The 12,637-nt window shown below is 31.6% G+C and carries 12 protein-coding genes; 3 read left to right on the plus strand and 9 right to left on the minus strand.

Features of this window, described 5'->3' with window-relative positions; translation table 11 throughout:
* Positions 1-102: 102 nt before the first annotated feature.
* The 9 genes from uvrC to TERY_RS28375 form a co-directional block, all read right to left on the minus strand.
* The gene (gene uvrC / locus TERY_RS16000; RefSeq protein WP_011612790.1) at positions 103-1,971 is read right to left on the minus strand and encodes an excinuclease ABC subunit UvrC; all 1,869 of its coding nucleotides are present in this window, start codon (positions 1,969-1,971) and stop codon (positions 103-105) included.
* 171 nt (positions 1,972-2,142) lie between these two features.
* Positions 2,143-2,331: a hypothetical protein gene (locus tag TERY_RS16005; protein WP_044136866.1), complete on the minus strand. Its 189-nt coding sequence runs from the start codon at positions 2,329-2,331 to the stop codon at positions 2,143-2,145.
* A 578-nt stretch (positions 2,332-2,909) separates the two neighbouring features.
* Positions 2,910-3,278: a translation initiation factor gene (locus TERY_RS16010; RefSeq protein ID WP_011612791.1), complete on the minus strand. Its 369-nt coding sequence runs from the start codon at positions 3,276-3,278 to the stop codon at positions 2,910-2,912.
* A gap of 258 nt (positions 3,279-3,536) precedes the next feature.
* Positions 3,537-3,722, minus strand: coding sequence for a hypothetical protein (locus TERY_RS16015; protein WP_044136867.1), 186 nt, complete (start codon positions 3,720-3,722; stop codon positions 3,537-3,539).
* A 230-nt stretch (positions 3,723-3,952) separates the two neighbouring features.
* Positions 3,953-4,222, minus strand: a complete 270-nt coding sequence (locus TERY_RS16020; protein ID WP_011612792.1) for a hypothetical protein — start codon at positions 4,220-4,222, stop codon at positions 3,953-3,955.
* A 266-nt stretch (positions 4,223-4,488) separates the two neighbouring features.
* On the minus strand, positions 4,489-6,378 hold the full coding sequence (locus TERY_RS16025; protein ID WP_011612793.1) for a protein kinase domain-containing protein: 1,890 nt from the start codon (positions 6,376-6,378) through the stop codon (positions 4,489-4,491).
* 1,517 nt (positions 6,379-7,895) lie between these two features.
* Positions 7,896-8,234, minus strand: a complete 339-nt coding sequence (locus tag TERY_RS25530) for a serpin family protein (RefSeq protein WP_052845821.1) — start codon at positions 8,232-8,234, stop codon at positions 7,896-7,898.
* 244 nt (positions 8,235-8,478) lie between these two features.
* Positions 8,479-8,580: a serpin family protein gene (locus TERY_RS33305; RefSeq protein WP_196797084.1), complete on the minus strand. Its 102-nt coding sequence runs from the start codon at positions 8,578-8,580 to the stop codon at positions 8,479-8,481.
* Positions 8,581-8,735: 155 nt separating this feature from the next.
* The gene (locus TERY_RS28375) at positions 8,736-8,966 is read right to left on the minus strand and encodes a serpin family protein (protein ID WP_081432474.1); all 231 of its coding nucleotides are present in this window, start codon (positions 8,964-8,966) and stop codon (positions 8,736-8,738) included.
* A 279-nt stretch (positions 8,967-9,245) separates the two neighbouring features.
* On the opposite strand from TERY_RS28375, the gene TERY_RS16035 reads away from it, so the two are divergent.
* From TERY_RS16035 to TERY_RS16045, 3 genes are all read left to right on the plus strand, one after another.
* On the plus strand, positions 9,246-9,713 hold the full coding sequence (locus tag TERY_RS16035) for an abscisic acid-deficient protein Aba4 family protein (protein WP_011612794.1): 468 nt from the start codon (positions 9,246-9,248) through the stop codon (positions 9,711-9,713).
* Positions 9,714-10,599: 886 nt separating this feature from the next.
* Positions 10,600-12,021: an FAD-dependent oxidoreductase gene (locus TERY_RS16040; RefSeq protein WP_011612795.1), complete on the plus strand. Its 1,422-nt coding sequence runs from the start codon at positions 10,600-10,602 to the stop codon at positions 12,019-12,021.
* A gap of 280 nt (positions 12,022-12,301) precedes the next feature.
* The gene (locus TERY_RS16045; protein WP_011612796.1) at positions 12,302-12,637 is read left to right on the plus strand and encodes a hypothetical protein; all 336 of its coding nucleotides are present in this window, start codon (positions 12,302-12,304) and stop codon (positions 12,635-12,637) included.

Below are 12,637 nucleotides of genomic sequence, written 5' to 3' on the forward strand. Positions count from 1 at the left end.
AGTGCTCCTATATATAGTGTTTAAGGTAATTATTTGAGACTTTTACACTACATTTGACGCCTTTCTGTAAACCCTGAAAATTTGAGTTTCCTACTCCCTATTTTAATGAAAATAATCATAAATCTGTTGTGCCAACTTAGGTCCGACTCCCGACACTTCTGCCAACTGTTCCACCGTTGCCATCCTAATATAATCAACAGAATGAAAATGCCCCAATAACAACTTTTGTCGATGTTGCCCTAAACCAGGAATCTCATCTAAACGCGATCGCTTCATCCTCTGACTTCTTCTATCCCGATGAAAACTCACAGCAAATCTATGAGCCTCATCCCGCAGCCTCCGCAACAACTGCACCCCCGGTTGTTCCGCATCAGTTCTTAAAGGTTCAGACTCCCCAGGCAAAAAAATCTCCTCCCGTTGTTTTGCCAAACTCACCACCCGCACTTCTTCTAATATATTCATCTCTTCCATCACTGCCACTACTGCTGACAGTTGCCCTTTCCCACCATCTATCATAATTAAATCTGGTTTGTCTGTAGTAGTTTGTTTTTCATAGTCACGAAACCGTCGCCCAATAACCTCAGCCATACTGGCAAAATCATCAGAATGACCGGAACGCACTTCTGGGTTTTTAATTTTATAATGTCGATAATGTTGTTTTGCTGGCAAACCGTCAATAAACACTACCCGTGATGCCACCGCATCCGAACCTTGAATGTGGGAAATATCATAACCCTCTATCCGGTGAGGTAACTCTGGTAAATCTAAGATTTCTGCTAAATCTGTCATCGCTTCATTATTGCGATCGCTCATTTTTGCCAACCGCAATAACTCATACTCAGCATTCTTTTTTACCATCTCAATTAATTCAGCTTTCCCCTGGCGTTGAGGTACAAAAATTTCTACTTTTTTACCCTTCTTTTCTGTTAACCAATTTTGCAAAAAATTACTCTCCGGCAACTCATTTTGCACAATAATTTCCGTAGGAATTTCTACAGATTCTACTATTTGATAATGGGATTCTAAAACCCGCTGCAAAATTACTCCCAACTCCTGATTTTCTGCAGTTCCTAAATCAGGAATTTCAGCAATAAATCCCAACCTACCTACTAATTTTCCTGCCCGAATTTGGAATAGTTGAACACAAGCAATTTGATGATTTCCCGCCAAAGCAATTGCATCTCTAGAAACTCTATCATCTGGTAAAGAAACTTTTTGATCAGCATTTAAAGAATTTAAACCTCTAATTTGGTCACGAATAAATGCTGCTTTTTCAAAATTTAGCGCTTCCGCTTCTTTTTCCATTTGAGTATTTAAAATATCAATTAATTCTCCAGTTCGACCTTGAAAAATCATTGCCACTCTTTGCACAATTTTATGATATTCCTCTGGAGTAATTAACTCCTGACAAACTCCAGGGCAACGACCAATATCATAATTCAGACAAGAGCGGTCCTTAAATAAAGGTTTTGGTCTTTGACGTAGGGGAAAAATTCGTTTAACTAAATGTAGAGTATTTCGGAGTAATCTAGTATCCACATAAGGACCATAATAACGGTCTTTAGCTTTACCTAATCTGCGTTTTCTAGTAATAAAAATTCTCGGATAATCTTCCGACCAAGTTATACAAAGATAGGGATATTTTTTATCATCCTTGAGTAAGACATTAAAATATGGTTGATGTTGCTTAACAAGATTAGCTTCTAATGCTAAAGCTTCAGCTTCTGTATCTGTGACAATAAATTCAATTTCAACGATTTGTTGTATCATTAAACTGATACGATGAGTGTGATTTTTTCCATCTCGAAAATAGGAACGAACTCGGTTTCTAAGTTTTTTAGATTTACCAATATAAAGGATGCGATCGCTACGATCACGCATGAGATAAACTCCCGGAGTTTGGGGAATCTCTTTGAGTCTATTTTCTAAACGTTCAGAGTCTTTTATTATAGGTAAAATTTGAGTTATCATACTCAGTTATCAGATTTTTAAGTTATTACTATTGCAGTTATGAGCTTTTTCAGTTAATAGTAACTCCTACTAAAGTAGGAAGTTAGAAATAGTAAATTTTATTTTTTAATAGTGGTGCATTCTATCAGTTATTAATTAATTGTAATTAATCCACTGTAGTTGAAATAAAATTTAATTCCTTGGTTCTAAAAATTCTCTATTATAAGAATTGTTAGAGATATCTTCAGATAACCAATGACATTCTAATTTTCCCGCTTCTATAGATGGGACTTTAATCGCAAACCCATTACCATCACTTACCAAAGAAAATCCGAAACCGAGAGAGGTTCCTAGTAAAACTAAAGCAACTGTTTTAAACATTTATATATCTCCAATAATATAGTAATTTCCACAGTTTATTGTCTATTTATAAAGCCCTTAAATATTCCTAAAAAAGCCATCCTTTATAAACATATTTCTTCATATCAAACTTGACAAAAGAGAGAAGTTATAAACTTGCACTTTTTCTACATATTTCCCAATAGTAAATGTATTAAAAATACGTTTTTTTATGCCAGATATGAAAAGAGATAGCTCTTCCCCATTCTTCTTTCGGGAGGAGTTAGACATAAGCCCCATCTTCCTACAAAAAAAACGGTTCTAGGAGTTCCTTATAAAGGATAGCTGAAAAAAGGGGGTTTTTGATATCCCCCTAAAAAAGGAGGTAGCTAGAAAACTCAAAATGTACCTCATAGAATAAAGACTGCTATATAAATTTAATGACTTCTTATTTAAACTTACATAGCAAAAATCCAAATTCCGCTTATTTCCACCAATATTATTGGTAACTTGCTATTGAATAATTCATACTTTACTAATAGATATCTACAGAAACTCTCTTCAACTTTCCTGATTTTTCATTCTTAAAGTATCTTGAAGTTTATAATCTCTAAAGTACCTTAACCTCCACTAATTTTAGCTTTATAACCCAATTTAATTAAAATCTCGAGTAACTTTTGTTTATGTTCCCCCTGAATTTCAATTTCATTATCTTTAATAGTTCCACCTGCGCCACATTGATTTTTAAGTTGTTTGAGTAAAGCTGTTAAAGTTTCCTGGTTTGACTGGAAACCACTAATAACTGTGACTGTTTTTCCTTTACGACCTTTGCGAGATACTTGTACTCTTAAGTTTTGTTGATTTGGTGGTAAATTTGGTAGTGCTCTTTCTGTCGCTGGAGAATTAGCATTATTACCAAACTCTGAATAAACCAGGCGATCGCCTTTAGAATTTTTATGATCAGATAAATTACGTTTAGAATTAGCCATAATTTTCAAGTAATAAAATAATTTTTCAAGGGAGCCAGAAATAGAAAGTAATATCAAGAAAAAGCAAAAAACATTTACCTTTTTAAGAGATTAAAATTAGTCTTCAATGAAGGGATATTATTATTTATGCTACTAAAGTTATGAAGCTTGGGAAAATATTAAATATCCGACCATACTAACATCATACCTCAGAATTTAATTTAATAAATCACTATGTCTTCTCCTATTTCCTGCTTTCTATTTCCTAATTAGCTGATTTTAATCTAGCCAAATTTCCCACCAAGAACCTGATTTAGATTCTGATGTGACTGGTTTAATACTATTAATTTTTTCCCCTTTATTAATCTCACCTTCCACTTGTTCAGCTGCCTCTTCTTTACTGTTTGCTTCAACTATTATATCTCTGATTATATCCCGATATTTGAGCATAACACGATATTTCATGTTTTTACCTCTTTAATTATCACTAATAGCACTACAAAAAAAACTGTTAAGAAATTAATACAGATTAAATCCTTAACAACCAATATTTTTGACTTCAAATAATAGCTTAAAGCTATATAATACGAACTTTAGCATATTCTCTGAAATATGAATAAACCGGATTTTAATTATTTAAACCCGGTTTGATCAGTTTTTTTCTAAATCTTTACCTTAACTATCATCAGAAAATATTAAACAGGCTTAGTTAAATTAGAACAATATTCATCATTTACTACTTGAGAATGAATATTTATAGGTTTCATCTTTGATAATTCTGGTAGCCTACGATTTGTAGGATGAAATATCAACTTTTTACAAACAACCTGATAATTACTCAAAGAGGCATAATCCCAAATAAAAAATTCTGATTCTCTCATTGTGCCATGAGCTGGGGATTTAAAAAATCCAGTTAGTAAGATTAATTCTAGAGTTATTAGAGCAATAACTATATACTTTAGCATAAACCTCCTAGTTGAATTATAAAAATATTTAAATACCTTAAAGCTTATTTATATTGCAATAAGCTTGGTAGTCAGACTAAAACTATTATGGCATGGAATCATGATTATTAGCTTTTCAGATCAAAGAACTGCAAAAAAATATTAACTGAACTGTATTGACCTATATTTCCTCATAGTTTTTCTTTGAGTGTCAAGATAGTTATAACTAAAATATCATTTTTTTCTTAGTAAGTATTAAGGTCCACAGTTTCAAATATTCAGAGAATTTAATACCTATCTTTGACTTTATTTTTAGCAAATAATTCTAAAGAATATTCAATAGGTTTATCTAAATTTGAAATCACTACAAATTGATAATAACCAGAGCCGTTTGTTTCGCCTATCCATTTATTTTTTGGAGAATCTTCTATTAATTCTCTAGACTTACCGCGAGAATTTATGGGAGAATAAATTGATAATAAAACTTGTGGATCATTAGGTTCTAATCTGACTTCCAAAATTTGTTCATCTTGTAACCAAGCCAGATAAATTTTGCCTTCCCCTGGAGAGAGAGTAGCCTTGACAACTTTCTGAAATGAACCTTTTGCAAAACGAACTTCTTCTAAAGATTTTCTCCCTTGCAAGTCTTTCATTGTATCAGTAGCGATCGCTTGCCAAACTTGACCTATGGGTAAACCAATAAGATTTCGACGACGGGTTTGCTCTGGAAATAAATTAATAAACCGAGCATCAGTCAAATCATTAAAAGCAGTACTACTAATACTTAGCCTCCTCAACTGAGCTCGCCATCGATAAATATCATCTTTGCTATAATTACCTAATCTGCGGCGAGCATCTGGAGCTATAGTTTCTAGTTTATCTGCCAACTTATCAGCTATTGAATACCAGCGCCACTGCCATAACTGATCTTCTTGAGTTTGATCACCTAAGATCTTCCCTTTTTTTTGAGGATACTGACTGTAGAAAAATTTATCTACTAAGGAGAAAAAGAAAGATTGATCAATACCTAATTGTTGGAGGCGATCGCTCAACCTTTCTGGTTTTTCATCCACAATTATATTTTGATTAGAAGTATATTCTAACCAAAATTTACCAGCCATCCAACCTATTCCCCCCATACTAAATATTGTCACTAATACTAATAAAATTGTTGACCAAATAGAAGACTTTTGAACAACATCACTAGTTACAGGAACCTGAGAAACTGACATAGTAGTTACACTTGAAAGTTGACCGGGAGAAACAGGTGGAGTAGAAACAACGCTTGGTGGCACTTGAGTAGTAGCTAAGTTAGTACTATATGAGACATTTTTCAGTGCTGTAATAACTTGACGAGCAGTAGAAAAGCGATCGCTCGGCTTAGAAGCTAACATTTTATCCAGTACATTTCCCAGGTTTTCACTAATACTAATTTCAATACGCCAATTAAAAGTTAAGTTGTGAACATCCGTCAACAAAGAGGGTTCCTTTCCAGTTAGTAAAACTAAAGCTGTTACTGCCAAAGCATATAGATCGCTATCATTATTGATAACTCCTAGTCGCATTTGTTCATCTGGAGCATATCCCAATTTACCTAACCTTGTAATACCACTTTCAAGTTGAGCATACTCAGAAGCGACCTTTGTTGCTATTTCCTTCACTCCACCAAAATCAATTAATACTGGCAACTTGTCAGAAGTTTGTAGAATTATATTATCTGGAGAAATATCACGATGAATAACTCCCAAATTATGAATATATTCCAACACTGGTAAAAGTTGCAGCAAAAACTTTATTACTTCTGCTTCCTGAAAAAGTTTGCCTTGAAGTTTCCGGTTTTCTAACAAAGCACGATAAGTTTTACCTTTTATATAATCTTGTACTAAAAATAGATATCCTTCTGCATTTAACTTATAGCGAAACATTTCTCGGAAACCAGGAATTTGGGGATGTCGTAACTTGTATAGTACACCTGCCTCCCGTTCAAATAGTTCCTGGGATTTTTGCAAGGCGTAGCTACCGTGAACTTGGGGGGCAAATTCTTTAAGTACACAGAGTTCCTGGAAACGGTGGTTATCTTCTGCGAGGTAAGTACGTCCAAAACCACCATGTCCTAATTGTTTGATAATTTTATAGCGGTCAGTGAGTATTAGACCAGGATATATAGGGTTATTCATAAAAACAATTGGTAATTTCAGCCTAAATTAAGTTCTATTTATAGGACTTGCGCAAAAAAAAACATAGTAGTTTCTGTTATTACTAGGGGCAGCCTTTGCGGAGCAGTCCATCAGGATAGTAATTTCAAGCTAATATTTTCGTGGTGGATGGGTAAGTCCTGATTTATTAGATTCGGCCATTTTAGTTATCCGTTATCAATTATCAGTACCTCCAGAATTGAAAATGTAAACTTCAAGAAGAAAAAACCGGAAAAATTTAGCAAAAAGCAACATTTGAATTATTTTAATAACTATAGATTTTACTTAATTTATTCTATATCTAGAATAATTAATGATGTTACTGTGATAGTGATTTTAGCTAATTACCTTAACTTCATTTTTGAGGAAGTAGGTAGAGACTTTGTATATAATATCCCTACAGATTAGTAATTTGGGAAATAGGAAGTAAAAAAAAAGAAAAAAACTATACTTTAGTCATAATAGATTAGACAAAATTAATTACACAAAATTAATTTTTAACCCCCATCCAGCCTAGATATTATAATTTATAATTAAGCAAATAACTTTGTCTAATTACTGAGAAAAGCTAGCCCAGATAATTTTTCACTATAGTCGTACTTAAGTTGATACTTTTGTGTTAGTTTAGAGACCTCCTTTAATATGATTGTAAATGGATATTATCTAATTACTGCTGCTTTACCTTGAGTTAGTAATAATCTTAATTTAACAGATAAATTTTGTCATATTAAATGAAATTTTTCACAATAATTATTGTTAGTATCTATAAAAAAATAAGCTTATTTTAATGTTTTAAAAAAAACTTATTTCTAGGATAATAGTCACATTTATAATATTAAAAATATTGTCAATATAGGCACAATTTCAATCTCAAAATAGAATATTTAATAGCTAAAGATAGAGCTACAAAGTCATAAAGAAGTTGTAAGCATATTGATTTTTAACGTAGCCATTAAAAAGCTCAGGCTGGTTCTAAACTTGCAAATAGTAGCTTTAAAACCCCACCCTATACCCTTATATCAGCTTGGACTTTGACAGTATTTTCATCTCCTTTTTGGGCTAATTTATTCTGAATTTTACTTGTATACTTAGTCAGTATCAAGTTTCCGATTTCTGAAAATTACTATAGGCACTAGTAAATTAGGGGATTTAAATAATCCAAGAATTACAATGAAAATAATTACTCCTATAGACATTTTGCTAGAAATACCAGAAAACTTATTGATAATTTATTTGAACATTTTTTTCTTCAGTAGACTTATTTTAGTTATCAATTGTCAGTACGCCCTATTAAAGTTTATTCTTTTCATTTTCTGAAAATGGGATAATTGAGACCTAACTAATTTCAGAAAAATCTACTTTGCCTTTAAAAGCCATTTCCATTCCTCATAATTTCAGTTTCTCATTGAGAGTTATTTTATATTCAGTTTTCAATTTTGGCAAATCTAAATTAACTTCATATCCCTACCTTGATTTTCTATTCCCTTTTCCCTTTTTGATTAAATTTTGGGATTTGTAATTTCTCCCATAAACAAAATAGTTCCAGAATCATTATCTCTCATCGCAAAAAAGAAGGGGCGACTAATTAACATATCGACAGCTTGTACTGTAGGGCCAGAAGTTAACATTGGTTCAACACCGGTAACTGCTGCTGCTTCTGTTCCTGTTTCATTCACTTCAACAAATGTTTTATCTTTAACTTTACTGATATATAAATTTGGTGGAATGGGGCGCATACCAGAAAAATCTGCTGCAATTTCATCAAAAGCTATTTTCATTCCCAAAGATTTCAATGCATTATTGAAAGTAACTTTATATTCATTTTTCAATTTTGGCAAACCTAAATTAATTTAGTCATACTTAAACTTTAGCATCCAATTTTTCTAGTTTTCTTCATTCAGAAATTGATAAAATTACTCTAAACCTACTTGTTCCCTGGGAAGAAATATATACATACTAACCAGACCTTTTTTATAGGACACACTCACTTCCTAAAAACCTTCATTTTCGTAATATAAATGTCTTGATAATTGGAACATAATTGGATTTTTTTTGACTTCCATTTTGCAGATAAAACGGTAATTATTTAGTATAATTTTCTGCAAAACTTTTATTACAATTACCCTTAAAATAAATCACATTTAACAAAATCATGACCGCATTAGTATCTATTTTTTCAAACAATTTATCAATTTTTTATTTGGTATAATCCTTAACCCAATCATTAATAATTTTTAGTGTTTGAAGATAATTAAAATGAATAAAATTGACTTGACTCTTATAAAAAAAATTGATTATTGTCTAAAAAACTTGAAGAGAAATATATTCCTTTTTTTTTCTCATATTGAGTTAGCAATATCTAATTCAATATCTGTATTTAAACTTTTTAATAAAATGCCTAAGTCTTTGTTTGCCTGATTAATTTCCTCTAAACTCATTCTCTCAAAATTTAGAGTTTTAGCCATCACTTCTTGAGTTTTACCACTAGCGCCATTGTAAGTCATTGATAGAGCGATCGCTATACTACTCAGCGATATCAAGATATTTTCATTTAAGCCTGATTTCTGAATTTTTCAAAATAGCTGAAAAGCAAATTTATTATTAACAGAAACTAATTTCTTAATCATGTCCATAGATCCCCTTTGAACTAACTTATTCTGCATATAACTAGTTTGATTATCGGTATAATTATTTTATTTTTTAACTTAATAACAGCTCCTGGTAAATAATAGACCCCAATAATTACAATTAAAGCAATTATCCCTAAAGACATTTTGACAAAAATAGAATAACATTTATTTATAAGTTCTCTTAACATTTTATTACCTTAGTGGAGTCAATAAATAACAATGACAATTGATTTAATTTTCAACAGTGCTAATTTCTTTGTATTACCATTCTGGGCATTAATTATATTTTTGCCTAACTGGAAAGTAACTCGTAAAATCATGGAATCTTTTATTCCTTTTATATTATTAGTAGTCGTTTATCTTTATCTACTTATTAGTAGCCTTACCCCTGAATCTGCAGCAGCTTTATCCAATCCTACTTTGTCAGATATTGCTAAATTCTTTGGAGAAGAATCAGCCGCAGCAACAGGATGGGTTCATTTTTTAGTTATGGATTTATTTGTTGGTCGTTGGATTTATTGGGAAGGACAACGTACAGGTGTTTGGACTTTCCACTCAATAATTCTTTGTTTGTTTGCCGGACCTTTCGGCTTATTATCTCATATTTTAACATCTTGGATAAGTACAAAATTTTTCAAAAATTCTCAGGAAAATACAACTTCAAAACCCACTGTAGAAGGTGTATAAATTAAGATAGTTAAATTATTAATCTCATGTTTTCATGTTTTTATTAATACTTAGTATTTTATCATATAATACTAAGTAAGTAAGTTTAATTATGTATCTAATAACAATGGAGATAAAAAATGGTGATAACTTATTGATAAATTGCTTATAGGTTATTTTTCACCCTTGCTTTTAATCTTTATTTATACCTACCTAGTTAATATTGTAATCATTCAATATTGTGGTAGGTAAAATTTATTAATTAGGTAAAAGGCTATATAAAAAAAATTACAAATTACTATAATTAAGTAGTTTATTGGTAAATTTTTCTGTCAGTAAAAAAAAACTTATTATTAACTTGAGTTTCTTTGTTTTTCTCTCCTACTTATTGTTCCTATCTGAACATTCAGCTATCTCCCATTCAGCACCCAACTTGTCGTAAAATTTTAGGCAAACAACTTTTGAATAAATTCAAGCAAGTACTAAAGTTAGATGATGACTAATTTATTTCCTCTCGAATACTAAAAAAAAGAAATTTTAATTCTTCTTGAAGACTAATTCATTCTTCAGTTTAATCAGTGAGTAGACATGAAAAATGTTAAATATATCAAGATTTATATACTAATTCTAAGTTTCTCCCAAAAATTGAGTAAATAATTTATTTAATTTTGTTATATAGGGAAAAGTTGTCATACTAACTTACTTAATGAGCTAATAACTAACAGTCAAATCTTTATCCTGGTAATTAGTATTTTTTTTCACTAGAAAATTAGATCTTAAACATCCCTTGTAAAGGGCATAAAAAATAACTCTTAATATTGTTATACTCAAATTTCAAAAATTACTAAAAATTGATATATAATAACTAATAAATAATAACTAGTAACTGATAGATAGAGGTAAAATTATGGCAGTTAAATATGATATTGTCATTATTGGTGGTGGTTCTGCTGGCTTAGTAGTAGCTTCTGCTGCAGCTCAATTAAAAGCTAAAGTAGCATTAGTAGAAAGGGATAAATTAGGAGGTGATTGTTTATGGTTTGGTTGTGTTCCTAGTAAGTCTTTAATTCATGCTTCTCGTGTTGCTTATCAAGTAAAAAATGCTGCTAGATTTGGCATTTATACCCAGCCTCCAGAAATTGAATTTGCTAAAGTAACTAGTCATGTTCAACAAGTAATAGCTAATATTCAACCCCATGATTCACCAGAAAGATTTCGAGGTTTGGGTGTTGAAGTTATTTTTGGGGAAGGTGAATTTATAGATCAAAAAACTTTTGAAGTTAATGGTCAAAAATTAACAGCAAGAGCTTTTGTTATTTCCACAGGTTCTCGACCTGCAATTCCATCTTTTGAAGGATTAAATTCTGCTGATTTTTTAACAAATGAAAAAGTATTTGATCTAAAACAACGACCAAATAATTTAGCAATAATTGGTGCCGGCCCAATAGGTTGTGAGTTGGGTCAAGCTTTTTCTCGTCTTGGTAGTAATGTGACTATTATCTCTAGTAAAAGTCATATTTTACCGAAGGAAGAACCCGAAGCGGCTCTAGTTGTACAGAAACAATTTGAGTCGGAAGGGATTAATATTTTAAAGGAAGTTAGAGCAGAAAAAGTGGAAGTTGTGGATGGGAAAAAGCAAGTAACTGCGGGTGGAAAAAATATTATAGTTGATGAAATTTTATTTGCTGGTGGTAGGTTGCCTAATGTAGAATCTTTGAATTTAGAAGTTGCTGGTGTAGAAGTAGGAAAGCAAGGAATTATTGTTAATGAAAAGTTGCAAACTACTAATTCTAAAATTTATGCTTGTGGAGATGTAATTGGCGGTTATCAGTTTACTCATGTGGCTGGTTATGAAGCGGTTGTTGCTTTAACAAATGCGTTATTTTTTCCTATTAGTAAAGTTAATTATCGGGTTATTCCTTGGGCAACTTTTACTGACCCAGAGTTGGCAAGGGTAGGGTTAACAGAACAGCAGGCAAAAGAACGTTATGGAGATGATGTTTGTGTATTGAAGCAACCTTTTTCTGGTGTAGACCGCGCCCAAGCTGAGGCAGCTACAAATGGATTTTGTAAGATTATTACTAAAGGTAATGGGGAAATTTTAGGAGCACATTTAGTTGGTATTTCTGCTGGTGAGTTAATCCATGAAATTGTTTTAGCAATGTCGAATAATTTGCCGGTTTCTGCTTTGACTGGGATTCATGTTTATCCGACTTTATCTGAGGTGAATAGTAAGGCAGGTTTATTGTTGAAAAAGCAGAAATATGCCAAGAATTTATCCCAGCAAAATTTGTTAGAGCAGTTCTTTAATTGGAGGCGTTCTTTTTAAAGTTTATAATTTTTAGGGCGGCAAATAATATTTTTTTATCTTGATATTCTATCCTAGAAAATTTGCCTAATTATTCTCTTGTTAAGATTTTTTTTTGTTAATAAAATATAGTGCTACTAGCACTGTACTTGAGTGAAATTCTGAAGTATCATCAATTTCTATGGCAAATATATAACTTCTCTCTTTTCTCAAATTTTATGAAAAGAAAGATGTTGATAAAGCCTAACCTTAAAGGGTGAGGTATAATTATAGTCAAACACAAAAATAAGGTAGTTGAACAATGCTCAAAATAGCTATTGATGGGTTAGATGCTGTCCAAGCTACTAAAGAAATTCTAGCCATTGAAGGTATAGAAGGTAGCTATAAAATAGATGGAGATGGCTATGAAAAAGGTGATACTTTAGCAACGATTCTGACAATAGTTGGAATTGGTTCAGGAACTTCTATCATTATTAATAATACTCTAAGCATTGCAGAGAAGATTTTTCAGTGTTACAAAAAACATGAGAAAAAACTAGAGAAGGTCGAAATTGTGTCTGGAGAAAAGCGAGTTGTACTTCAAGGTGCAACTGTAGAACAAATTAAAGATATTTTGGAAAGTTTCGAAGGAAAATAA

The organism is Trichodesmium erythraeum IMS101, assembly GCF_000014265.1.
Classification (GTDB): domain Bacteria; phylum Cyanobacteriota; class Cyanobacteriia; order Cyanobacteriales; family Microcoleaceae; genus Trichodesmium; species Trichodesmium erythraeum.

Excerpts from the sequence above, each read along its gene's own strand:
- uvrC (WP_011612790.1), bottom strand. The coding sequence starts at position 1,971 with ATGATAACTCAAATTTTACCTATAATAAAAGACTCTGAACGTTTAGAA.
- TERY_RS16005 (WP_044136866.1), bottom strand. The coding sequence starts at position 2,331 with ATGTTTAAAACAGTTGCTTTAGTTTTACTAGGAACCTCTCTCGGTTTC.
- TERY_RS16010 (WP_011612791.1), bottom strand. The coding sequence starts at position 3,278 with ATGGCTAATTCTAAACGTAATTTATCTGATCATAAAAATTCTAAAGGC.
- TERY_RS16015 (WP_044136867.1), bottom strand. The coding sequence starts at position 3,722 with ATGAAATATCGTGTTATGCTCAAATATCGGGATATAATCAGAGATATA.
- TERY_RS16020 (WP_011612792.1), bottom strand. The coding sequence starts at position 4,222 with ATGCTAAAGTATATAGTTATTGCTCTAATAACTCTAGAATTAATCTTA.
- TERY_RS16025 (WP_011612793.1), bottom strand. The coding sequence starts at position 6,378 with ATGAATAACCCTATATATCCTGGTCTAATACTCACTGACCGCTATAAA.
- TERY_RS16035 (WP_011612794.1), top strand. The coding sequence starts at position 9,246 with ATGACAATTGATTTAATTTTCAACAGTGCTAATTTCTTTGTATTACCA.
- TERY_RS16040 (WP_011612795.1), top strand. The coding sequence starts at position 10,600 with ATGGCAGTTAAATATGATATTGTCATTATTGGTGGTGGTTCTGCTGGC.
- TERY_RS16045 (WP_011612796.1), top strand. The coding sequence starts at position 12,302 with ATGCTCAAAATAGCTATTGATGGGTTAGATGCTGTCCAAGCTACTAAA.